This window comes from uncultured Marivita sp., from assembly GCF_947488135.1.
Lineage (GTDB): Bacteria > Pseudomonadota > Alphaproteobacteria > Rhodobacterales > Rhodobacteraceae > Marivita.
This window is the reverse complement of sequence record NZ_CANKYW010000010.1, coordinates 63,459-87,430: the sequence shown is the minus strand read 5'-3', so window position 1 is coordinate 87,430 and position 23,972 is coordinate 63,459. Positions and strand designations below refer to the sequence as shown.

Here is a 23,972-nt window from a genome sequence, read left to right as displayed (position 1 = left end):
CCGATTTCCGGATCACGGCCTTCCATCGCCGCAAGCGCGGAGCCTGCGATCACCGGGATGTCGTCGCCCGGGAAGTCATAGGCCGACAGCAATTCGCGGATTTCCATCTCGACGAGCTCAAGCAGTTCCTCGTCGTCGACCTGATCGACCTTGTTCATGAACACGACCATGGCGGGGATGCCCACCTGGCGGCCCAGCAGGATGTGCTCGCGCGTCTGCGGCATCGGGCCGTCAGCGGCGTTCACCACCAGGATCGCGCCGTCCATCTGCGCCGCACCGGTGATCATGTTCTTCACGTAGTCGGCGTGGCCGGGGCAGTCGACGTGTGCGTAGTGACGGTTCTCGGTCTCGTATTCCACGTGCGCGGTCGAGATCGTGATCCCACGCGCCTTCTCTTCCGGCGCACCGTCGATCTGGTCATAGGCTTTGAAGTCGCCGAAATACTTCGTGATCGCCGCCGTCAGCGTCGTCTTGCCGTGGTCAACGTGACCAATCGTGCCAATGTTGCAGTGCGGCTTGCCGCGCTCAAACTTTTCCTTGCCCATCTTTTCAGACGCCTCGTGCGTTGGGGGGTCCACCCGACCCGGTTTTCATCGCGGGCGATCTATTCGGAGAAAACGGGAAAATCAAGCCCAAACGCACCGCGGTGTCCGGCACGGGTCACACGTGGCGCGAGCGATGAAATTCAAGGGGTCGCTGGCAGCGGCGTTGCGTCCACATCCGTGGCGAGGGGCAGTGCCGCCGTAGCCTGTTCCGCGACGCCGGGATCGCCGGGATCGCCGCGCATGAACCAACCGTCGCTTTCCTGCATCTCGCGCAGCCATACCTCGACAAGCCGCGCAGCCTCTTCGGCGAGACCGGTCAGCTGTTGGTCCCGGTTCTTGGAAATCCGGGATTCGAACACCTTGATCACATGGATCTGCTTGGGTTCGGAGTTCATCTTGGCCTGCGCCGCGTCGTCCCACAGCGTCACGTTGAGCGCGACTGCGGATTTGCCGGGAATGATGGGCGGCGGCAGGGAATACGCCTCGACGCTGACACCGAGGTGGTAATACTTGTCGCCCTCGAACCGGCTGAACCGTTCGCCAAGCGCATCTTCCACCGCCTTGATCCACTCTTCCTCGGTGGCGTCGCGTGACACCAGAAGCTTTTGCAGATTGGGAGCCACAACACCGATATGCCCGATGCGGAAATCGCCCATCGGTTCGGTCGGCTCTTCAAGGTCGCGCGTGGAACTGGCACAGGCGGCCAAGGCCAGAAGCAGTGGCAGAGCAACAAGAAAACGGCGCATCGCGACCCCCGGGAAAACTGTTCCAACCTGTCTAGCCCAGCACAACCGGCGGCGCAACGCGACGCCACTGGCAGAGCGTCGCTGCCGCCCTAACTTTTCAGTGACATGCAACGCGTTTCCCATACCCACGGTTCAACAGTCGAAACACGCATCCCTCCGGTGCGCGCGGAGTTGGTGCGCGAGCCGCTCAACGTCCTGCAAAGTTGGCAGGCGTCACGGCAGAACCTGCTGAATATCATCCCCGAGGCGTCCACCCGCCAGCCGATCGTGTCGGGCCGTACCGGCACGCGGTGGCACATGGTGACGGACCCGGCCGCAATCCGGTGCGTATTGCTGGAAAACGTGGACAATTACCCGAAATCCATCGTCACCAAGAACCTTTTGCGCCCTGCAATCGGAGACTCTCTTTTCATCGCGGAAGGCAAGCACTGGCGCTGGCAAAGGCGAACCGCCGCGCCCGCCTTTTCGCATCGCAATGTCGCAGCACTTGCCCCGGTGATGACCCGCGCGGCGGACCGTTCCGCGGACCGTATCGCGCAGGCTGGAAACCGGGCGGTCAACATGCTGGACGAGATGATCACCGCCACCTTCGATGTGATCTCGGACGTGACCTTTTCCGGTGATACCGGGTTCGACCGGGCGGCGGTCCATAAGGCCATCGACCTCTATATCGCCGAAGCGGGAAAGGTCTCGCTCTTTGATGTGCTGGGTCTGCCCGACTGGATCCCGCGTCCGGGCCGCACACTGGCCACCAATGGCATGGGCGATATGAAAGCCGCGGCGGACCGCGTGATCGACGCGCGTCAGGCCAGCGGTCATCACGACATACCCGATCTTCTCGACCTGCTGCTGGAGGGCGAGGATCCGAAAACCGGCCGTCGGATGAGCACTGAAGAGATCCGCGACAACCTCTTGACCTTCATCGTCGCGGGGCACGAGACCACCGCTCTGACCCTCGCTTGGTCCCTCTATCTTTGTGCCTTTGACCAGGATGTGCAGAACCGCGCGCGTGCCGAAGCGCAAAACGTCCTGCACGGCCGCGCCGCCACAGCCGACGATCTTGCGAAATTGCCCTACATTCGCCAGATCATCGACGAGGCCCTGCGCCTCTACCCGCCCGCCGCCATCGTCTCACGTACCGCACTGGCCCAAGACACGCTTTGCGGCACGCAAATCCATGCGGGCGACACCGTGATCCTGCCGATTTACGCGCTACACCGATCACACCTCCTTTGGGACGATCCCGACCAATTTAATCCCGACCGCTGGGCCGATGGCGCAAAACCCGACCGTTACGCCTATCTGCCCTTCGGGGATGGCCCCCGCATCTGCATCGGAGCGAGCTTTGCCCTGCAAGAAGCGGTGATCATCCTTGCCACCCTTCTAGGGCGATTCCGTTTCACATCCGTTAAGGGCGTCGATCCCGACCCAGTGATGATCATCACCCTCCGCCCCGAACGCGGCGTCTGGCTCGAGGCCGAGGCGCTTTAGATCACCGCCCGTTCGACCTGCGGCGCACCGGTCAACAGTCGGTCATAATGAAACGCGCCGAGATCCAGAGATCGGTAACGACCAAAACACAGCCATTCCGCCAGCCCGCGCCCCATCGCCGGAGCCTGCTGAAGACCGTGGCCGGAAAAGCCGTTGATAAATAGGAAATTCCCGATCTCCGGATGCGGCCCCAGAACCGCGTTATGATCAAACGTGTTCATCTCGTAATGCCCGACCCAGCTATGCGTCAGGCGGATCGCTTCGAATTGCGGGATGCGCGCCGCCAGAATCGGCCAGACCTCGGCCTCCCAAAGCCCATGATCCATATCAAAATCGTCGAAAGGCACCGCCGGGTCGTCGCCAAAATGGCCACCGGCCTGGTATGTGCCACCGCCGTTTTCGCGCACATGCAAACCGGACGGATCAATCGTCAGCGGAAGGTCCCGATCCAGCGGCCTCTCCGCCTTGAACACCCAGGAATAGCGCTTGCGCGGCTCCACCGGCAGGTCGATGCCCGCCATCGCCGCCACGAGCCCAGCGCGCGGACCGCCCGCGTTGATCACCTGCCCGCAGGCAACCCGCGTTCCATCAGCCAATTTGACCGACTGCACACGGCAGCCTGACACGTCCATCCCGACGACTTCGGTTTCGACGTATTCAACGCCCCGCTCAGATGCCTGCCGCCGCAACCATTCAAACACGGCCATGCTGTCGAAATAGCCTTCGTCCCGCGTGTTGATCGAGCCGAGAACGATGTCGTCCAAAGCATAGAACGGATATGCCTCCGCAATCTGGTCCGGGATCAAAAGCCGTGTCCCTGCCCCAGCCGCCTGTTGCACCTCCGCCCGCGCGCGCAGGTCGTCGGCGAAGGCGTTGCTTTCCGCGAGGTACAGGTAGCCAAAGCTGCGGATGCCGATCTCGGGCACCCGCGCGTCGCCCCCCATGAAACGACGCAGGTTGGTGATGAACTCCGCCCCGAACTGGCTGATCTTCACGTTCAATTCGGTCGAGAACTGCTGCCGGATACAGCTGGTCGACGTCGCCGTCGCCGACCGCTCGAAGCTTAGATCGCGATCCACGACCAGGATCCGCCCGTCGAACCCCAGATCGGTCAGAAACCACGCGACAGCCGACCCCATGATCGCACCACCGACGATCACGATGTCATAGCTGTCGCGCACCCTCCGTGCCTCAGATCGCGGCTTTGCGGCTTTCGTCGAGATAGATCTCGCGCAAACGCGCCGTGCGCGCGCCCGGAACACCATCGCCGAGGGCAACGCCGTCGATCTCGATCACCGGCATGACAAAGGCCGAGGCCGAAGTGATGAACGCCTCATCCGCCTCTTTCGCCTCGTCGATGGTGAAGTTGCGTTCCTCCACCTGCATCTGCGCTTCCCTGGCAAAGCGCAGAACGGCGGCGCGCGTGATCCCGTGCAGGATGTCGTTCGACAGCGCGCGGGTGATGATCGTGTTGCCCTTGATGATGTAGGCATTGTTGCTGGTGCCTTCGGTCACATGCCCGTCCTGCACCATCCACGCATCATCCGCACCCGCCTTCTTGGCCATCATCTTGCCCATCGACGGGTAGAGAAGCTGCACCGTCTTGATGTCCCGCCGCCCCCAACGCACGTCTTCGATGGAAATGATCTTCATCCCGGTCTTCGCCGCCGGGCTGTCCGCCAGCCCCGGTTTGTTCTGCGTGAACAGAACCACGGTGGGTTCGGTGGTCTCGGGGTCGGGGAACACGAAGTCCCGGTCTCCCGGCGCGCCGCGCGTGATCTGAAGGTACACCAGCCCGTCCTCGATGTCGTTCACCCGGACCAACTCGCGGTGGATCTCCAACAGGTCGTCAAATACCGCCGGTTTCTTGATGTCGAGCTCGTTCAGCGACCGCTCCAACCGCTTGGCATGGCCCGCGAAGTCAATCAGCTTGCCGCCCAGCACGCTCGTCACCTCATAGACGCCATCCGCCATCAGAAACGCCCGGTCGAAGATCGACACCTTCGCCTCGTCCTCGGGCAGATACTCTCCGTTTACGTAAACGGTGCGGGTCATAGCGTACTCCTCGTGGTGCCACCCAAGGTAGCGATGTCTCTTGGGTTCAGTCGGTTTTGGGTCAAGAGATGCTGCAACGCAATGGCAACAGATGCCGCATCCTCGCGTGCATCATGGGCTTTTGTCCGGCCCGCCAGACCGAAATGCGCGCAAAGCGTGTTGCTGCGCAACGCGCAGACTGCTTCAGGATCCTCGCCTGATGTCACAAGCAAAGGAACCGCGCTGCGGAACCTATGCGCTGGGATAGGACTCTGATATCCCTGAACGAATAGCGATGTGGACAGCGTCAGAACATCATCGGTGCCCCAGCTTAAAAGCAGGCTACCCTGGGAAAAGGCGTCGAGTTCGCTCAGCGCGGTTAAAAGCGGAACGGCTTCGCGTGCGAGCAACTCATCATCTATGCCAGTCAAGGCGGTCAGGAGCGAGTCCACAGACAATATCTTGCCATCGCGATCCATTGGTTGAACATACCAACCTACAGGCTGGGATATGGCGAACGGCGCGTTCAAGGAAAGTCTGACCGCGCCAATCTGAACGCAAAGCGGGTCGGGATCGAACGGGCCGCACCAAAATCGTTGAGGCGCGCCGGGTGCCGTCAGAAACTCGCAATCATAGACAGTCACCGCGTTCATTCATCACCCCCAAAGGCCGGGTGCAGACGGGTGCACGCCAGCCTCGTCAAACAGCAATGGCTCCTCGCGGTCTTCGGCCAGAAGCAGCGGCCCGTCAAGATCCGTGATCGCCGCGCCCTGCGCCACCAGCACTGCAGGCGCCATCGCCAGCGACGACCCGACCATGCACCCCACCATCACGTCATACCCCTCGGCCCGCGCCGCATCGCGCAGCGCCAGCGCCTCGGTCAACCCACCGGTCTTGTCGAGCTTGATGTTTACCATGTCGTACTTGCCTTTGAGCGCGGGCAATGATGCTCGGTCATGACAACTCTCGTCGGCACAGAGCGGCACCGGACGGTCCACTCCCAAAAGCGCGTCATCCGCGCCTGCGGGAAGCGGCTGTTCGACAAGCGCCACACCCAACCGCTGCAAGTGCGGCGCAAGTTCGGCATAGATCTCGGCCGACCAGCCCTCGTTCGCGTCCACGATGATCCGGGCATCCGGTGCACCTGCCCGCACCGCTTCGAGCCGCGGCATGTCATCCGGCGTGCCCAGCTTGATCTTCAGAAGCGGACGGTGCGCGTGTTTCGCCGCCTGCGCCTGCATCGCCTCGGGCGTGTCCAGCGACAGCGTGTAAGCCGTGATTGCCGGCCCCGGCTCGGGCAATCCGGCCAACTCCCACACCCGACGCCCCGCTTGCTTGGCCTCAAGGTCCCAAAGCGCGCAATCCACCGCATTCCGCGCGGCGCCTGCGGGCAGAGCCTCCTGCAATCCGGCGCGGTCGATGTCGTCCGGCAAGGACCGGATCTGCGCCTCGACACTCTCCAGCGTCTCGTCATAGCGCGCGTAGGGCACGCATTCGCCCCAGCCCGTCACACCGTCCCGCGTCACGTGCACCGTCAGCACCTTCGCCTCGGTCCGGCTCCCACGCGAGATCGTAAAGACCTGCGCCAGCCGGAAGACATCACGCGTCACTTTGATCATGGGTGTGCCCCCTGCTTCTTCTCTTTCCAAATACGGACACGCAACGCCCCCACGGGTGCCGCGTCAAGGGCCGTCACAGCGCCGCCAGAGCCTCGGCCAGCCGGTCAGCCCCATGTCGGTAGGGATCGACGGCAGGAAGACCCATGCGATCCTCCAACTCCTTGAGATACGCCACCGCCTCGGCCTCACCCATATGCTGCGTGTTGATCGAAATGCCCGCAACCACACAATCCGGGTTGGCGATCTTCGCCAGGGGCAATGCCATATCCCGCAGCGCCTCGAGCGATGGCAGATCGTAGCCCGGCAGCCCGCGCATGTGAGTGCGCGTCGGCTCGTGGCAGAGGATCAGCGCATCGGGCTGCCCACCATGGATCAGCGCCAGAGTGACGCCGGAAAAGGACACGTGAAACAGGCTACCCTGCCCCTCGATCACGTCCCAATGGTCGGCGTCATTGTCCGGCGTCAGCCATTCGATGGAGCCGGCCATGAAATCGGCAACCACCGCATCGAGCGGCACCCCGTCTCCGGTGATCAGGATACCGGTCTGACCCGTCGCGCGGAAGGTGCTCTTCATGCCACGGTCGCGCAGGGATTTGTCCAGCGCCAACCCGGTATACATCTTGCCCACCGAACAATCGGTGCCGACGCCCAGCACACGCTTGCCGCTGCGCTTGACCCCGTCGGCGATCGGGTACTCCACCTCGGGCACCCGTACGTCATGCAAGCTGCGCCCCGTCGCTTCGGCCACGGCCACGAGATCCGGCTCATCGCGCAACAGGTTGTGCAGCCCCGAGGCAAGGTCGAACCCTTCCTCCAGTGCCATCACCAGAACCTTCTTCCACGCCTGGCTGATCTTGCCGCCGCGATTGGCCACGCCGACGACAAGCGTCTTCGCCCCGGCGGCCTTGGCCTCGGCCAAGCTCATGTCCGGGAGCCCCAGATCGGCCTTGCAACCGTCCATGCGGAACTGCCCGACACAGTTCTCCGGCCGCCAATCCTTGATCCCCTGCGCCACTTTCGCGGCCAACCCGTCCGGCGCGTCGCCCAGAAACAGAAGATATGGTGTTTCGATCATCGTGGCCCCCTGCAATTCGAAATTCTGTCCGTGAAGATGACAGCCTCGCATTTGAATTACATCGCATCAACCGACGACACAGCAGCTGCTTGCACAAAATTTTTGCGCCGAATGGACCGTTCTTCGAAGAAGCTTGCACGAGGCAATCGCGCTGCACGGCAGCATGATTTCGCAGCTGCAAAATGCACTTGCAGAAAGTCACGCAATTTCATAACCCGATGGCAGCAGAAAACGCAATTTCCTTACAATGAGGCGCCTCATGTCCTTTCGCATTCAGCCCACACCGCCCGCCCGCCCGAACCGCTGCCAGCTTTTCGGCCCCGGCTCGCGTCCGGCGATCTTCGAGAAGATGGCCAAGTCGGATGCGGATGTGATCAACCTCGATCTTGAAGACAGCGTCGCACCCTCTGACAAGGACAGCGCGCGCGCCAACATCATTCAAGCCATCGGCGATATCGACTGGGGCAACAAAACGCTCAGCGTGCGGATCAACGGGCTTGATACGCCCTACTGGTATCGTGACGTGGTGGACCTGCTGGAACAGGCGCCGGAGCAGCTCGACCAGATCATGATTCCGAAGGTGGGATGCGCCGGAGATCTTTACGCTGTCGACGCGCTTGTCAGCGCCATCGAGGCCGCAAAGGGCCGGACCAAGCGCATCGCTTTCGAAGTCATCATCGAATCCGCCGCCGGCATCGCCCATGTCGAAGAAATCGCCGCCGCCTCGCCGCGCCTTCAGGCGATGAGCCTCGGGGCCGCAGATTTCGCCGCGTCGATGGGAATGCAGACCACCGGCATCGGCGGCACGCAGGAAAACTACTACATGCTGCACGACGGGGCAAAACACTGGTCCGATCCCTGGCATTGGGCGCAAACCGCCATTGTCGCGGCGTGCCGCACCCATGGTGTCTTACCTGTCGATGGCCCGTTCGGAGATTTCTCCGACGATGAAGGCTACCGCGCCCAGGCGCTGCGGTCGGCAACCCTTGGCATGGTCGGCAAATGGGCCATCCACCCCAAGCAGGTGGCCCTCGCCAACGAGGTCTTCACCCCGTCCGACGCCGCCGTTGCCGAAGCCCGCGAGATCCTTGCCGCGATGGATGAAGCCAAGGCGAAAGGCGAAGGCGCCACGGTCTACAAAGGCCGCCTCGTTGACATCGCGTCGATCAAGCAGGCCGAGGTGATCGTGCGCCAGTCCGAGATGATCGCCGCCACCAACTGAAACCGGTCGGTTTCAGCCGCGTAAAAAGGCCCGCGCAAAATGTCGCGCTGGCCTTCTTTACCTGATCACCAGTTCCAGAATTTTATGGGGCGCGCCAAGAATCTTCGAACGAAGATTCTCAAACACATCTTAGCAAAAGATTAACGTCACTCCGGCCAGGACTTGCGCCCATGGACGCCGGTCTCGTCCAAAAGCCCCAAACGTTTGGCTTCGTAATAATACCCGCGCGCATACCACATCACGGCTTCCGCCTCATCCCCGTCCGAGACAAGCCACGCACCACGCAAATAGCGCACCGCGTATCGGAGGTTGGTCTCCGCATCGAGAAGGTCGGTGGGATGACCGCGAAACCCCATGGAGCGCGCTGTGGCGGGCAGGATTTGCATCAAGCCGAAATACGGCCCATTGCGGGCCTCGGGGCGATGGGTGCTTTCCCGGATGACCACGCGCTGAACCAGCGAAACGGGCACCTCGTTCTCCTGCGCCGCCTCCACGATCAGCGAACGCAGTTCCGGTGTCTCGTTAGGATAAAGGTTGCGGGTCGAGATCGTTTCTTCCACCGGTGCAGATGCGCACCCGGCCAGGAAAACAGCGACGGACAGAACCAGTGAGGAAAGGCGCAAATGTCTCATGCGCCAGCCTTGCGACGAACGCCGCCGCAAGGCAATCCCGGGAAATCGGCATCGGCAAAGCTCTGCCCATGTCGGTGCCCGTCAGGCGGCGTAGTATTCTTCGATCACCGGAGACGGCTCACCACTGCGCGCGGTCACGAGCCGGGGCATCGGGGTGTAATAGGACCACGCTTCGTTCAGCAGGCGGAGGGCCTCTTCGGGTGCGACCGGCGCTGCGTTCTGCGACATTTTCTGTGTCATGGGACAACTCCTGTAATTCTGTCCCTCCCTTGACCGACAACCTATGCTCACCGACCGGGGATACCAGCCCGGAATGGACAGGCTCGCCATGCGGGCACTGCATGGCTTACGCGCGGTCATCCTTGGGCGAGCCCATGACAACGTAAGACGTGATGGCATTGACCTGCGGCAGCACGCCCAGCACTTCGGTGTGGAAATGCTTGTACGCCGCAAGATCCGCCGCCTCGACCCGCAGCAGATACTCCACCGATCCGGTGATGTTGTGACATTCCTTTACTTCGGGACTGCGCGAAATCGCGCGCTCGAAGGCCTCTTGGGCGGCCTTGGTGTGTTGGCTGAGACCGACAGTCACATACGCGACGAACCCCACCCCGGTCTTTTCGGGACTCAATACCGCACGATAGCCGGTGATGACACCCGACCGCTCCAACGCGCTGACCCGGCGCAGACAGGCCGACGGCGACAATCCCACCCGGTCCGCCAAAGCGAGGTTGCTGATCCGCCCATCCTGCATCAGGACACGCAATATTTGTCTGTCAATCTGATCAAGATCACTCATTTGTTGCGCATACTGCCTCTCAAAGACGCAAAAACACAACCCTTGCGCGCTCAGCAACGCACATATTGCGCCACATGACACCTGAATTGTTCCTCGCCCTCGCCGGCTTCGCCCTCGTCACCGTGATCACGCCGGGGCCGAACAACCTGATGCTGATGACCTCCGGCGCGAATTTCGGCTTTCGCCGGTCGATCCCGCACATGCTCGGCGTGGGTCTCGGATTCCCGATGATGATCGTGCCTGTGGGCCTTGGTGTAATGCAGATCTTCGATCTTTGGCCGCTGTCCTACACCATCCTCAAGGTGCTGTCGGTGCTTTACATGCTCTACCTCGCATGGCGCATCGCAAATGCGGCGCCGCCCGACGGCGCTCCCAAGGCTGATAGCAAGCCCTTCTCCTTCCTTCAGGCCGCCGCCTTCCAATGGGTCAATCCAAAGGCCTGGTCTATGGCCCTCGGCGCGATCACGCTCTACGCTGCCGGGCGCGATCTGGCCGCGGTGCTCTGGGTCGCCGGCACCTATGTGGCGATGGGCTGCATCTCGACCACCAGCTGGACGATCCTCGGCCAGCAGCTTCGCCGCATCCTCAACCGCCCGAACCGCCTGCGCGTGTTCAACTGGGCGATGGCCGGCCTCTTGGTGGCCTCCCTGATCCCGGTGATCTGGACCTGAGCCCGATCTCGTTGCAAATCCTCGCCCATACGGCCATATAAACCGCCAGCCGCAGGCAACAGGGCGATTGCTGACCATGACAAACTATCTCGATTTTGAAAAACCGCTGGCCGAGATCGAAGGCAAAGCTGAAGAACTCCGCGCCATGGCGCGCAAGAACGACGAGATGGATATCGAGGACGAAGCCCGCGCGCTCGACGCCAAGGCCAGCGTCCTGCTCAAGGATCTTTACAAAAAGCTGACGCCCTGGCGCAAATGCCAGATCGCCCGTCACCCGGAACGCCCACATTGCAAAGACTATATCGAGGCGCTCTTTACCGAATACACGCCGTTGGCCGGCGACCGCAACTTTTCCGATGACGACGCCGTCATGGGCGGCCTCGCGCGTTTCGACGACCAACCGATTGTGGTGATCGGCCATGAAAAAGGCCATGACACCGAAAGCCGCCTGAAGCGCAATTTCGGAATGGCCCGCCCCGAAGGCTACCGCAAGGCCGTGCGCCTGATGGATATGGCCGACCGTTTCGGACTGCCGGTGATCACCCTCGTCGACACCCCCGGGGCCTATCCCGGCAAGGGCGCCGAGGAACGCGGCCAGTCCGAAGCGATCGCCCGCTCGACCGAAAAATGCCTTCAAGTTGGCGTTCCCGTGATTTCCATCGTCATCGGCGAAGGTGGCTCCGGCGGAGCGGTCGCCTTCGCCACCGCCAACCGGCTGGCGATGCTCGAACACTCGGTCTACTCGGTCATCTCGCCCGAAGGCTGCGCGTCGATCCTGTGGAAAGACGCCGAAAAGATGCGCGAAGCCGCCGAGGCGCTGCGCCTGACGGCACAGGATCTGCTTAACCTTGGCGTGGCAGATCAGGTGATCCCCGAACCTTTGGGCGGCGCCCATCGCGGGCGCGACGAGACGATCCAGGCGGTGGGCAACGCGCTGCGCCTGATGCTCAAGGACCTGTCGCACATGGAGCCGAAATCTCTGATCACCCACCGCCGGAAAAAGTTCCTCGACATCGGCAGCAAAGGCCTCGCGGCGTAGATGCGCGCCCTGATCCAAAGGGTTTCCGAAGCCTCGGTCACCGTCGATGGCGACACGCTCGGCGAAATTGGACCGGGTCTTCTTATCCTCATCTGCGCCATGCAGGGCGACACCGAAGCACAGGCCGACAAGCTCGCCACCAAGATCGCCAAACTGCGCATCTTCAAGGACGACAACGGACGCATGAACCGATCCGTGACGGATATCGACGGCAGCGCCCTTGTCGTCAGCCAGTTCACCCTGGCCGCAGACACCTCGCGCGGCAACCGCCCGGGGTTTTCGACAGCCGCCCCTCCCGAGGACGGCGCGCGTCTCTACGAGTATTTCGCCGATCAGCTGGCGGCACAGGGCATCCCGGTCGCCAAGGGGCGCTTCGGCGCGGACATGAAGGTGCGCCTGCTGAACGATGGTCCGGTGACGATCTGGATGGATACGGCGGACTGATCCCGAGTGCCTGTTCTGGTGTTACCCTCGCTTTTGCATATTTGAAAAAAGAAGAAGCAGGGGATGGCGTCCACCCCGGCCAAGGTGCCCTGTGCGAGCGAGGCTCTTGGTCGACCTTGGCCCGGGGCTTCTCCATTTACGGTCATCGGCATGCCTGCCTATACCGTTTCTGTAACATGACCGGTGTGAGTTAATTGCGGGTTAAAGCCGATGCACAACCTGATGCTTCTTCTTTTTACAAATATGCAATCACGCCGGCACCACCGGAGCAACACCATCATTTGCGTCACGTCCCAAGCGCCCGAGCCGCAGGCGAGATACCCTGCCATGACGGGCGCAGCCCGGCATGTCCTTATGGTTCGCGCAGGGCCACGCGGGACTTGTAGAGCGGTTTGAGAAGGTATTGCAGCACGGTTTTTTCGCCGGTGTGCAACTCCACGCTCGCCTGCATGCCGGGGCGGATTTCCAGATGCCGCTGACGGTCGGTCAGGGACGTCTTGTCAACCCGCACCGTCACCTTGTAATGCGCCGGTGCTTCGGGGCGGCGTTCGTCCTTGAACGTATCGGCCGAGATCACGTCGACACGCCCTTTCAGCGATCCGTAGACGGTGAAGTCATAGGCCGACAGCTTGATGTCCCGGGCGGATGCCCGCGATGTTCTCGGGGGCGACCTTGGCTTCGACATAAAGTTCTTCGCCAAGCGGGATGATCTGCAAGATCTCCTCGCCCGGGCGTACCACGCCGCCGATGGTCGTGACGCCCAGTTTGTTGACAACGCCGTGCATCGGGCTGACCAGAACAGTGCGGTTCAACTGGTCCTGGCTGGCGCGGAGGTTCTGCCGCAACGTGGCCAGTTCCTTGAGCGTTTCCGAATATTCCTGAGCGCGCAGCAGTTCGGTCTGGGTGATGATCTCGTCCATCTTGATCTGCGCATCGGCATGGGCCTTGCGCGCGCGTGTCACCTCGATCAGGGCCACGACCTTCTTGTCGAGCAGGTTCTCCATCAGTTCCTTCTCGCGCGCGGCTTGCTCCAACACCCGGCGCGCGCCGTCGTGGCGCGAAGTGAAGTCCAACTGCCGTGCCGCCAGAAGCGCCTGCTCCGACGCCGCCATTTCCGGGCTGCGGGCGCGCAGTTCTTGCGGGATGTCGAATTGGACCAGACCTTCCATCTCGGCCTCGATCCGCAGGCGACGGATTTCGAGCGCGGTGATCTGGTCTTCGAGATCATCCACCGACGACCGGAACTGCGTGCCGTAAAGCCGCGCCAGCACGTCGCCCTGCATCACCTCGTCGCCTTCCTTGACCAGAAGCTCGGACAGGATGCCGCCTTCGAGGTTCTGGATGATCTGCGGGCGCGAGGTCGAGATGAATTCACCCTCGGCGCGGACGATCTCGTCGATCCAGGCATAGGCCGCCCAGATGATGAACAGCCACACCGCCGCTCCCGACAGCCAGATGATCATCGACGGTCCGCGCAGGCGTCGGCCCAATTGTGCGGAAAGATCGGTGGTGCTGACCGCCACGACTATGCCCCCTGTCCGGCGCGCAGGTGATCGAGCACCTGATCGCGCGGCCCGTCCACCACCAGCCGTCCCGAGGCCAGAACGCTGGTGCGGTCGGCGAGTGCCAGGATCGGCACGCGATGTGTCGCGACAATCGCGGTGCGGTCCGCCAACCAGCTTTCCAGCCGCGAGATCAGCGTCTTTTCAAGCGTCTGGTCCAGCGCCGCCGTGGGTTCATCCAGAAGGCAGATGTCCGGGTCCTGCAACCACAGCCGCGCCCAGCCGATCGACTGTCGCTGCCCGACCGAAAGACCTTCTCCACCGTCGCGGATCGGCAGGTCGAGGCCCAGCGGATGCCCCTTGATGAACGGCCCAAGCCCGGCAAAATCGAGCGCCGCGAACAGACGGTCATCGTCGCGCTCCATCATGTTGAGGTTCAGGTTGTCGCGCAGCGTGCCGTGAAACAGCCGCACGTCCTGCCCAAGATATCCCAGCGACCGGCGCAGGTCGCGCATGTCGATCTGGTTCATGTCGGTGCCGTCGATCAGGATCGACCCCGAGGTCGGCGCGTAAAGACCCGACAGCAGCTTGAGCAATGTCGATTTTCCGGATCCGTTGGTCCCTAGAATGGCCAGCGTCTGACCGGGTTGGATCACGAGGCTCGGGATATCCAGAACCGCCGGGCTTTCGGCATCGTAGCGGAAGCTGACTTCGCGCAGCTCGAACTTGCCGGTCAGCCGTTCGCGGCGCAGGTACTTGCGGCTGTCGCTGCGATCCTGCGGCAGATCGGCGATCCCATCCAGCGCATCCAAGGCCGCCTTCACATTGCCCCAGCGCGCCATGATGCCCGAAAGCTGCGTGAGAGGGGCCAGTGTGCGCGAGGTCAGGATGCCCACTGCGATGATGGACCCGACGGTGAATTCGCCGGCAAAGACAAGGTAAGTGCCCGCGATTACCGCACCCACATAGGTGGCTTGCTGCACGCCCTGACTCCAGAAGGTCAGCGCGGCGGCAAGGCGGCGTTGTTCGGACGATTTCAGCGCCTGCACCGATGTCAGCTCTTCCCACTGGCGGGCAAACCGGTCTTCGGCGCGTTGGGTCTTGATCGTGTCGAGCTCGGTCACGGTTTCGTTCAGAAGGCGCGATTGCTTGGTCGACGCGCCCTGCATCTCGCGGGTGATGCGGATCATCTTCTTTTGCAGGAAGAACCCCGGGATCACCATCAGGACCGCACCGGCGATCAGCACCCAGACGACGCTGCCCGCGATGGACCAGACCATCAGCAGGAACAGCACGATGAACGGAATGTCGGCCAGCGCCCCAACCGTGCCTGCGGTGAAGAATTCGCGCACCGAACTGAATTCGCGCATGGAGGCAAAGAGTTGCGACGGCGACCGTCCTGCCGCATCGGACCGCATTCCCAACAGCCGGTTCAGCAGGGTCTGTTGCACCCCGGTTTCGATCTGCCGTCCCGCCCCATCCAGCAGCGTTGACCGTGCGACCTTGAGAAACGCCTCGAGCATAAGCGCCATCGCGGCGCCGATGGCCAGAACCCAGAGCGTTGCCGAGGACTGGTGCGGGATCACGCGGTCATAGACCTGCAAGGAAAACAGCGCGACCGACAGGGCCAGCACGTTGGCCACGAAAGACCCAAGCGCCACTTCGCCGAACTGGCGGCTGTAATTGGAGAAGCTGCCCCAGAACCAATGCGCCGTGTCGCCGGTATCGGCTTGGGTGTCGACCAGAGTTTGAACCGGGGCTTCGCCGCGGATCAGCACACCGCTGTAATAGGGCGCGAACTCGGCCACATCGACCCGCTCGATCTTGTCCCTGGCACTGTCGTCCCAGATCGACAGGGTCATGCTGTCCTGCCCGAGGACCAGCACCGCCTGACCGTTCGACATCAACGCGATGGCCGGCCAGTGATCGGGCGTCGGGCGCGGCACATGCAACCCTTGCGCCAGAAGCCCGGCGGCTTTGGCCCCTGCGACCAGGGCATCTTCACCGACCATGCCGTCGCCGTCCTGATGCAGGCTGATCGCCTCGACGATGTCAGCGGCCACCGTGGTCAGGCCAAGACGGCCCGCATAGGTGCGGATCAGTTCGGTCCGGGCGCGCACCCGGTCGGAATAGCGCGGGGCGCGTTTGGGTTCGTTGGCAGGTTTGATCCCCTGCGGCACCATGCGCAGAACGGCGTCTTTGGCGCGTCCCGACAGCAGGGTGATGTTATTGACGCCGCTCAAATCTTCGCTCCATCCGCGAGGACGCCCAGGCGCTTGGCTGCATCCAGCTCGGCGCGGGCGGCCCGAAATTTCAGGTCGAGTTGTTTTTCAAGCGCCCGCAGGAAAGTCTCATACACGCTGACCACATCCATCACCTGCCGCGTGCCCGCATCGTACTGGCGTTGGAACAGGTCGAGATTGGTCTTGGCCTGCGCAGTCAGGCCTTCCGCTTCCGCCGCCTGCCGTTTCAACGCGGCAATGGCGCGCTGATCAGCGTCGATGCCGCGTTGCGCGATGTCTCGCGCCTCGGTCACCTTGCGGTCGGCGGTGATCTTGGTGGCCTCGATGGCTTGAAGCGACGCGCCGGTGCCGATGCCAAGCATCTGTTCGGTGTTCACGCTCAGCGCCAGCCCATCGCCGCCATTGCGGATGCTTCCGCCCGCCGAGAGGCCCGGCAGGTGGTCGGCACGGGCGATCCGCGCCTGCGCGATCTGGCGGTCCCGTTCGACCATGGCGCGGAGCACGTCGAGCGACGTGTCGGTTGCAGTCGCCCCCATACCACGCAGCCCGCGCTGATCGGACAAGGGCACGGCGGACAGGGCGTTCAATTCGGCCATCGCCCGCGTGGTCTTTTCCCGCGCCGCCGCATCGCGCGCGCGTAGATCGGCCAGTTTCTGTTTCAGGACATTGAGATCGGAAAAATCGGACACGCCGCCTTTGACACGCTCGTTCATGACCCATTCGAACTGGCCCATGTCCTTGAGTGCCTGACCGTACAGATCGGCAGCCGCCCGGCCTTCTTCAGCCTGAAGGTAGAGGACCAGGCCGTCATAGACACGGTCATTGCTGCTTTCGGACAGCGCGACAGCGGCCAGTTCCACGTCGGCCTTGGCCAGATCGCGTTCAGCCTTCTTGCGGCCGTTATCGAAAAGCACCTGGTTGATGACCAGATCGGCCACCAGATCGCCAAGCGAGGTGAGTGTGATACGTGGTGAAATCGTCGGCCACCAGTTCTTTGACGCAGCCTCGGCGCGCAGTTGCGCCACGTGCAATTCGGCCTCGGCCACACGCGCATCGGCGGCCAGAACACCGGCGGCCACTTCTGCATAGGGCGATCCCGGCGTCAGTACGCTTTGGCGTGCCGCCAGCGTTGCAATGATGGGAGACGCGTCTTGTGAGGTGCGCGCGTCGGGTTGGGCTGTCTTGGTCTCACTGGTGTCTGCGACACCCGCCTCTGGCTGTGCCTGAAGAAACCGCGATACGGTTCCTTGCCCCATGTCCTGCATACATCCCGAGAGAGCCGTTACCGCAAGCACTGCCCCTGCCATGGCCCTGGTCGTGTTCCTCATGTCGAATGAGCCCCCGCCTCTTTGGCTTTTTGTTGTGTCGGGGCTCGGGCCGTCACCGCAACGGCCCGAACAGAACGATCCTTTTGCTCAGATTGTCACGTTGGTGATCTCGTCATCGACCAGAACGGTCGAATCGCCAAGATCGTAGACATTGTAAGTCTCGCCATCTTCGTTCCGCGTGCCCTGGCGGGTCGCGCCGACAATGCGCAACGCATCGTCGTTGTTTCCGAGCACCTTTACGGTGTTCTCTTCACCCGTCATCGCCACGATCTGCGCGTCGGTGATGGTCAGCGTCGCACCGTCGATGAAGTCGAGGTCGATCGTGTCGATTTCACGATTGCCGATGGACCCGGCCAGCGTCACGTTTTCCTGCGCCGTTTTCGAGTTATCGACGACGATGTAGGTTCCCGAGCTATTGCCCGCAGAATCCGTTGCCGTGACCACGAGGTGTGATCCATCCGGCACGGGATTGCTGAACGAATAAGCTGTTTGCCCGGTATTTCCGATGTCGGTCTCGACAAAGGACACCAATTCCGGAGCACCGTTTCCGCCTGACGAACTGACCTGTTCGATGGAGATCGCGTCATCCGAGGACGCGAGCCTGATGCCGGAGACCTGCTGTGCCTGGGTCCGGCTGATTTCCACCATGTCCGGTGCATCGGGCGCCACATTGTCCACCGTCATGTTTTCGGTGATCGACCGCGTGTTACCAGCGCGATCCGTTGCCGCGATCTGGATGGCGACGTTTTCGCCGTTGACGATCGGGATCAGGCTCGCAGGAACCGCCACGGACCATGCGCCACCGGCGCTGACCTGTGCGTTCATCTGCTGACCACCGATGGTGACCACCACGCTCGATCCCTGTTCGACCTGGCCGGTCAGTGTAAAGCCTTGCGAAGATTCCGCTTCGTTCAGCACTCCATCGGCACCGCCGGGACGGCTGTTCGAGGTGAGCGGAACCACTTCGGTGTCGACCTGGAAAGTCTTGGTCGTCATTGCGACGTTGCCCGCCCGGTCTTGGGAACTGATCTGAGCGGTCGTCGTGTACGTGCCGTCCGGAATATCGACGCCCGAGAAGGTCGCGCTCCAGTTGCCGTTCGAGTCCACGTTCGCAGCGCGGCTCACACCTTCGATGACAACGGTGACAGTTGCGCCCGGCTCGGTGGTACCAGTCAGGGTCACGCCCTGACCCTGCTCCGCGTTATTGACGATATTGTCCGCAGTCACGGGGTTTGAGCTGACCGTGAAGTTCCGCACGAAGGTGTCGACCATGACGGTGTCCGTCCGGGTCAATTCGTTGCCTGCGGCATCCACTGTGTGCGCGGTGATCTGTGCTTCGTATTCGCCCGCGCGCACTTCGCCCGCGAGGTAATTCGCGCGCCAGATGCCCGAGGCGTCGGTTTGAACCGTCTTGCTCACACCGTCCAGCGTCACATCGACCATCTGGTTCGGGGTGGAGGTGCCGGTGATGGTCACGCCATCGGAGGCTTCGACATTGTTCACGATATCGTCGGTCTCGATCGGCTCCGGGCTGATCGTGAGCAGGCCCGCATCGGTGTCGAAGATCACGCTGCGTGTCTCGACCGCGGTGTTGCCCGCCGGATCGGTGGAACTGGCCGTCAGCATCGCGGTCTGTTCGCCTGCGGGCAGCTCGGCTGCCATGAAGGTCACCGTCCAGTTGCCATTCGCATCGACGCTGGCCGACCGCGATACACCGCCCAGCGATACCGAAACGGTCGCGCCCGGCTCTGTCGTGCCCGTGACGGTCATGCCCTGCATCGCTTCTTCGGCGTTCACGATACCGTCCGCACCGCCGGCCTGGCTGGTGATGTCGAAATTGCGCACCCAGGTATCAAGCCGCACTTCGCCTGACGCGGTGCTCACATTGCCCACGCCATCGGTCGCGGTTGCGTTGATGGTCAGGTCCCGTTCACCCACCGGGATTTCGGTCGCGACGAAGGTCACGCTCCAGTTGCCCTGCGCGTCGACGTTGGCGGTGCGGGTGTAGCCGTTCATCTCCACCAGGACCGTCGATCCGGGATCGGTGGTGCCGGTCACGTCAACGCCGTCGGTCCGCTCTTCGGCGTTGATGATGCCGTCGGTTTCGATGGTCGTGGTGTTGATGGTCACACCAGAAACCGTGTCGATCTCGATCCCGTCATTGATGGTGGTCGAGTTGTTGAAACTGTCGGTTGCGATGACGCGGATGCTTTCCACGTATTCACCGCGTTCGAAGGTCGAACTGCTGAGCGTCACGCTCCAATTTCCCTGAGCGTCGACATCCGCGACATGGCTCACGCCGCCCGCGATCAGGACGACCGAAGCGCCGATCTCGGTCGTGCCGGTGACGGTCGCGCCGCCGTCGAATTCACTTTCAGTGATGATCTCGCCGCTCGCCGTCGTACCGCTGGTGATGGTCAACGCCGGGGGTTTCGTGTCGATGATGACGTCCGGTCCAACAAGGACGGTTTCGCCTTCGTCGCCGATCACGGTCACGTCGGTGGTGTATTCGCCGTCTGCCGGGAAATTGGGTCCGGTGAAGATCACCTCCCACGTCCCGTCAGAGCCTGTCGTCGTGGTCTCTGTCTTGTCGCCGATGACGACGATCACGGTATCCCCTTCGTTGGCAGTGCCGCTGACAAGAATGGTCCGGTCGTCGTCGGTCAGGCCGTCGCCGCCGATCACGTATTCGCCGTCGTTCACCGTCGGGGTCTTCGGGCCACCGCTGTCGCCCTCGTTGCCGACAAGGCCACCGCCGCCGTCACCGCCTCCATCACCGTTGCCGCCGATAACAGCCGCGCCCGTGGCAACGGCTGCGCCGCCCGCCAGCCAGGGCAGCATCCCGCCACCGGCCAGAAGCCCGGCCGCCAGCATCGACACGCCACCTTCATCGTCGGCCGCGACAAGATCGCCCGCGACAACCTCTGCGCGATCGAAGAAGATCAGGGAATCGTCCGGGCTCCATTTGCCCCAGGCAGCGACATCCGCGTATTGCGCAAACAGCGTCCCGCCGTCGCCCTGTGCGAAAGCCACCTCGCTCAGCACGCCATCCGTGCTGAGGAACAACCGGCTTGCCCCATCAGAGCCGAAATAGTCTTCAAGAATGATGACCCGCCCATCGGCGAGTGTGATCTGCAGATCGTTCCCGGCGCGATCGTAGCTGCGCAGATCGGTTCGATGCAGATTGAGAGAGATTTCGCGGCCACCAGCGGCGTCGATCAGATACCCCTGATCCTCAGCACCAACGACACCACGCTCGATCGCACCCGTACGGGTACGGACAACGAAATTAATCGCATTCATAACAACACCGCTCTACCTCAAAGCCGCCCGTTTTCGGGTTCGGCATATTATTGCTCTGAGCGGGAGTTAGCCGAAAAATCGTTAACCGCAAAGCGTGAAGTGCGGAAATGATTCGCTTTTTCCCCCGTCACCGCAGAGTGTTGCGGGGAAAATACGGTCGAACTGTGTCTAAAATCTGTCGATCACGGTTTGTGACGCCGCCGCGTTTTGTGCCGCAAGCCCCATACGTACAGCCCATGCACCGTCCCCGATGGACACTTCCGGCGTGCCCCCATTGCGCACGAGCTCAAGGAACCGCGCGTGCTGATAAAAGGTCGATCCGTTGTGATCGCCGGCTTCGAGAATCGTCGGATCGACCGGGATATCGACCGCCTGCGGCCCCTTCGGATGACGCGGGCTGATGATCACCTGCGGCACGGGCGGCGCCCCCAGATGCGTGGGCCAGAACCGGCCCGGCCCCGGGACGAAGGCTTCGATCTTGCCGTTCGGACCGACCGCGCTGATCTCTTCCTGGTATTTCGAGCCCTCGGCATACATGCACAATTCCAGCATCGCCCGTGCGCCATTTGCGAAGTCGACGATGACGTAGGCGCTGTCCCAAATGTCCGGCACCTGGCCATCATAGGTCTCGTCCTTGTGGTTGACCTCCTGCCCGGCGCTCGCAGTGACGCGCACCGGGTCCGATTCAAGGATCAGGCGCATCAGGTCGAAGAAGTGACAGCACTTTTCGACCAGAGTGCCCCCGGTGTTGCGGTTAAAGCGGTTCCAGTCCCCCACCTTGTGCAGGAACGGAAAACGGTGTTCTCGGATCGTCAGCATCTTCACCCCGCCGGTGGCGCGCTGTGCTTCCTCGGCGAAGACCTGGATCGGCGGCATATAGCGGTATTCCATCGCCACCCAGATCGGCGCGGGATAGCTGGCCGCGATTGCATCGACGCGCGCGATATCCGCCGGATCGGTGTAAAGCGGCTTCTCCATCAAAAGCGGCAGCGGGTTCAGTTCCGCGATCTGCTCCAGCGCGTCGATGTGGCAATGGTTCGGGCTGGCCACCAGCAGACAATCCAGATCATCCCGCGACAGCAGGTCAGCCATCGACGCCTCCAGCTTGGCATTGGGCGCGATCGCCTTGGCCGCGGCCGCCATGATTTCATCGGGCTCGAAGATCGCCGCAACCCGCGCGCCTTCGAGCAGGGCGATATTGCGCAGGTGTTCCTGCCCCATCATGCCGCATCCGATGATGCCGTAATTGATGATCGTCATGGCTGTCCTTCAGGTGATGCGCGCGACCTAGCGCGGCCTAGGTGATGCGCGCGACGTAGCGCGCGACGTCTGTGTTGATCCAGTTCCATGAGGCTTCCGCAGGTGTGCCTTCCGGCCCATAGCCGATCCGCGTGGCGCGCATGCAGGGCTGGCCCGGCGACTTGCCGAAGCCGGAAGGCGCCCAATCCGGCACGCTTGTCAGGTCGAGCCTGTCCACCGCCTTGGTGATCCAGAGCCCGAGCGTCTCGCGGTAGTAGAGGTAAAGCGACTCCCGCAAAGCCTCCGCATCGATCCGGTCGACGAAACCTCCGTCCAGCCAAATCTCTTCAAGCACGGCAGGCACACCATTCAACCGCCGCAACCGGCGGATGCGATGGCCCTCCGGCGCGCTACCAAAATGCGGAAGGCCGTCGGGCTTGACCAGGCGATCCACCGACACAAGCTCTGCCGTGGGCAACCCACCGCCCTCGATCAGTTCGACCCGGAAGAAAGCGTAGACGGATTGCGCGTCCTCCTGTGCGCAAATGTAGTTGCCCGAGCCCTGCACCCGCTCGAGCAGGCCCAGCGCCGTCAATTCGTCCAGTGATTTGCGCAAGGTGCCGACGGAAATCCCAAGCTGCGCCGCCATGTCCCGCTCGGGCGGCAGGCGTTCGCCATCCACCAAGCGGCCAGCCTGAATGTCACGGATCAGCAATTCGCTGATCTGGACATATTTCGGCAGGGCGTGAGTGTCGGACATGTCAGATACCAGAATTGATACACTATTGATCTACATTTTTGGGAGTGCTACGCAAGAGGAAATGATGCGCCCCGGAGACACCTTATGACCATCGTGCCGATCACCTCTCCCGACCTCGACGCGGCCGAGGTGTCCTGGTTCGCAGCTTTGTGTTCGGACGACTACGAGTTTCTCGGCGTGCCGGACGGCAAGCTCCGGTCAAGCTGGGCGCATTGTTCGTCCATCGTGAAAGAGGCCGAGGCGCAGGGCTTCCGCAACATCCTGTGCCCGTCGTCCTATCAGGTCGGTCAGGACACGCTGTCCTTCGTCGCCGGCTGCGCGCCGATTACGCAAAAGATCAACATGCTGGCAGCCGTGCGCTGCGGCGAGATGCAGCCCATCATGCTGGCCCGCACCATCGCGACACTGGATCACATGCTGGAAGGGCGTCTGACCGTAAACATCATCTCGTCCGACTTTCCGGGCGAGAAGGCAGACAGCACATTCCGCTACCAGCGGTCACGCGAGGTTGTCGAGATCCTGAAACAGGCTTGGACCCAAGGTGAGATCACCTATCAAGGCGAGGTCTACTCCTTCGAAGGCCTGACCACCGACCCGGCGGTTCCTTACCAGACGAACGGACCGCTTTTGTATTTCGGCGGCTATTCCCCCGACGCGCTGGAACTCTGCGGGCAGCATTGCAATGTCTACCTGATGTGGCCCGAACCCAAGGACGCGCTGGCGCAGCGCATGAAGGATGTGAACGCCGTTGCCGAACGGTATGGCCGGACGCTGGACTACGGGCTGCGCGTTCATGTTATCGTGCGCGACACCGAGGTCGAGGCGCGGGAATACGCCCAGCACATCGTCAGCAAACTTGACGACGATCAGGGCAAGTCGATCCGCGAGCGTGCGCTCGATGCCGGGTCGTTGGGCGTATCGCATCAGGCCAAGAACCGCGAACTGGCGGATATGGAAGGGTTCGTGGAACCGCACCTCTGGACCGGTGTGGGCCGCGCGCGGTCAGGCTGCGGCGCGGCGCTGGTCGGGTCCACCGATCAGGTGTTGTCCGAACTTGAGCAATATCAGAAGATGGGCATCCGCGCCTTCATCCTGTCCGGCTATCCGCATCTTGACGAATGCCGCCACTTCGGCACTCGCGTGATGCCCCAGATGAAGACAGTGCAATTGAACGAAGCCTATGGACGTCTGCCCACCGGCACCCCCCTGACACCGCTGGGCGCGGGGGAGCGTCGCTGATGACCACGCGCCGTTCCCCAGAATTTTATGGAGCGCGCCCA

The 23,972-nt window shown here is 62.4% G+C and carries 21 protein-coding genes and 1 pseudogene; 6 read left to right on the top strand and 16 right to left on the bottom strand.

Annotation, left to right across the window (positions count from 1 at the left end; genetic code table 11):
• Positions 1-545, bottom strand: a 545-nt coding sequence (locus Q1B16_RS20090) for a GTP-binding protein (protein ID WP_299793416.1), incomplete at its 3' end; no start/stop codon positions are given.
• 140 nt (positions 546-685) lie between these two features.
• A complete protein-coding gene (locus tag Q1B16_RS20085) occupies positions 686-1,291 on the bottom strand; it encodes a hypothetical protein (RefSeq protein WP_299793414.1) in 606 nt (201 codons plus the stop codon).
• Positions 1,292-1,396: 105 nt separating this feature from the next.
• Here Q1B16_RS20085 and Q1B16_RS20080 point away from each other — a divergent pair, with 105 nt between their 5' ends.
• Entirely contained in the window at positions 1,397-2,782 is a 1,386-nt protein-coding gene (locus Q1B16_RS20080) for a cytochrome P450 (protein ID WP_299793412.1), read from the top strand.
• Here Q1B16_RS20080 and Q1B16_RS20075 read toward each other — a convergent pair.
• The 5 genes from Q1B16_RS20075 to dgcN form a co-directional block, all read right to left on the bottom strand.
• Entirely contained in the window at positions 2,779-3,963 is a 1,185-nt protein-coding gene (locus tag Q1B16_RS20075; RefSeq protein ID WP_299793410.1) for an FAD-binding oxidoreductase, read from the bottom strand. The genes Q1B16_RS20080 and Q1B16_RS20075 overlap by 4 nt on opposite strands.
• Before the next feature lie 10 nt (positions 3,964-3,973).
• Entirely contained in the window at positions 3,974-4,837 is an 864-nt protein-coding gene (locus Q1B16_RS20070) for a D-amino-acid transaminase (protein ID WP_299793407.1), read from the bottom strand.
• The gene (locus tag Q1B16_RS20065) at positions 4,834-5,469 is read right to left on the bottom strand and encodes an exonuclease (protein ID WP_299793404.1); all 636 of its coding nucleotides are present in this window, start codon (positions 5,467-5,469) and stop codon (positions 4,834-4,836) included. The genes Q1B16_RS20070 and Q1B16_RS20065 overlap by 4 nt, the downstream gene beginning before the upstream one ends.
• Before the next feature lie 3 nt (positions 5,470-5,472).
• Complete coding sequence (gene dgcA, locus Q1B16_RS20060) at positions 5,473-6,435, bottom strand: N-acetyl-D-Glu racemase DgcA (protein WP_299793401.1); 963 nt, start codon at positions 6,433-6,435, stop codon at positions 5,473-5,475.
• Between the two features lie 73 nt (positions 6,436-6,508).
• A complete protein-coding gene (gene dgcN, locus Q1B16_RS20055; protein ID WP_299793398.1) occupies positions 6,509-7,510 on the bottom strand; it encodes an N-acetyltransferase DgcN in 1,002 nt (333 codons plus the stop codon).
• 259 nt (positions 7,511-7,769) lie between these two features.
• Here dgcN and Q1B16_RS20050 point away from each other — a divergent pair, with 259 nt between their 5' ends.
• Positions 7,770-8,732 carry an L-malyl-CoA/beta-methylmalyl-CoA lyase gene (locus Q1B16_RS20050; RefSeq protein ID WP_299793395.1) on the top strand — a complete coding sequence of 321 codons (963 nt, stop codon included), beginning with the start codon at positions 7,770-7,772 and terminating at the stop codon, positions 8,730-8,732.
• 146 nt (positions 8,733-8,878) lie between these two features.
• Here Q1B16_RS20050 and Q1B16_RS20045 read toward each other — a convergent pair whose 3' ends face one another.
• From Q1B16_RS20045 to Q1B16_RS20035, 3 genes are all read right to left on the bottom strand, one after another.
• Complete coding sequence (locus Q1B16_RS20045) at positions 8,879-9,364, bottom strand: lytic transglycosylase domain-containing protein (protein ID WP_299793392.1); 486 nt, start codon at positions 9,362-9,364, stop codon at positions 8,879-8,881.
• An 81-nt stretch (positions 9,365-9,445) separates the two neighbouring features.
• Complete coding sequence (locus Q1B16_RS20040; RefSeq protein WP_299793389.1) at positions 9,446-9,604, bottom strand: hypothetical protein; 159 nt, start codon at positions 9,602-9,604, stop codon at positions 9,446-9,448.
• 106 nt (positions 9,605-9,710) lie between these two features.
• Entirely contained in the window at positions 9,711-10,163 is a 453-nt protein-coding gene (locus tag Q1B16_RS20035) for an Lrp/AsnC family transcriptional regulator (protein WP_299793386.1), read from the bottom strand.
• A gap of 74 nt (positions 10,164-10,237) precedes the next feature.
• Between Q1B16_RS20035 and Q1B16_RS20030 the strand changes: the two genes are divergently transcribed.
• The 3 genes from Q1B16_RS20030 (at position 10,238) to dtd (ending at position 12,317) form a co-directional block, all read left to right on the top strand.
• Positions 10,238-10,834 (top strand): LysE family translocator, encoded by a 597-nt coding sequence (locus Q1B16_RS20030; protein ID WP_299793383.1) that lies wholly within the window; start codon positions 10,238-10,240, stop codon positions 10,832-10,834.
• A 76-nt stretch (positions 10,835-10,910) separates the two neighbouring features.
• Complete coding sequence (locus tag Q1B16_RS20025) at positions 10,911-11,873, top strand: acetyl-CoA carboxylase carboxyltransferase subunit alpha (protein WP_299793380.1); 963 nt, start codon at positions 10,911-10,913, stop codon at positions 11,871-11,873.
• Positions 11,874-12,317, top strand: coding sequence for a D-aminoacyl-tRNA deacylase (gene dtd, locus Q1B16_RS20020; RefSeq protein WP_299793377.1), 444 nt, complete (start codon positions 11,874-11,876; stop codon positions 12,315-12,317).
• A 352-nt stretch (positions 12,318-12,669) separates the two neighbouring features.
• On the opposite strand, the pseudogene Q1B16_RS20015 reads toward dtd, so the two are convergent.
• The 6 genes and pseudogenes from Q1B16_RS20015 to Q1B16_RS19990 form a co-directional block, all read right to left on the bottom strand.
• Positions 12,670-13,840 (bottom strand): annotated as a pseudogene (locus tag Q1B16_RS20015) (HlyD family efflux transporter periplasmic adaptor subunit).
• 2 nt (positions 13,841-13,842) lie between these two features.
• Positions 13,843-16,002, bottom strand: a complete 2,160-nt coding sequence (locus Q1B16_RS20010; protein WP_299793424.1) for a type I secretion system permease/ATPase — start codon at positions 16,000-16,002, stop codon at positions 13,843-13,845.
• A gap of 56 nt (positions 16,003-16,058) precedes the next feature.
• On the bottom strand, positions 16,059-17,369 hold the full coding sequence (locus tag Q1B16_RS20005) for a TolC family protein (RefSeq protein ID WP_299793374.1): 1,311 nt from the start codon (positions 17,367-17,369) through the stop codon (positions 16,059-16,061).
• 108 nt (positions 17,370-17,477) lie between these two features.
• On the bottom strand, positions 17,478-20,693 hold the full coding sequence (locus Q1B16_RS20000) for an Ig-like domain-containing protein (protein ID WP_299793372.1): 3,216 nt from the start codon (positions 20,691-20,693) through the stop codon (positions 17,478-17,480).
• Positions 20,694-20,861: 168 nt separating this feature from the next.
• Positions 20,862-21,953, bottom strand: a complete 1,092-nt coding sequence (locus Q1B16_RS19995; protein ID WP_299793369.1) for a Gfo/Idh/MocA family oxidoreductase — start codon at positions 21,951-21,953, stop codon at positions 20,862-20,864.
• A gap of 37 nt (positions 21,954-21,990) precedes the next feature.
• A complete protein-coding gene (locus Q1B16_RS19990; RefSeq protein ID WP_299793366.1) occupies positions 21,991-22,692 on the bottom strand; it encodes a GntR family transcriptional regulator in 702 nt (233 codons plus the stop codon).
• 84 nt (positions 22,693-22,776) lie between these two features.
• Between Q1B16_RS19990 and Q1B16_RS19985 the strand changes: the two genes are divergently transcribed.
• The gene (locus Q1B16_RS19985) at positions 22,777-23,931 is read left to right on the top strand and encodes an LLM class flavin-dependent oxidoreductase (protein ID WP_299793363.1); all 1,155 of its coding nucleotides are present in this window, start codon (positions 22,777-22,779) and stop codon (positions 23,929-23,931) included.
• The last annotated feature ends 41 nt before the right edge of the window (positions 23,932-23,972 follow it).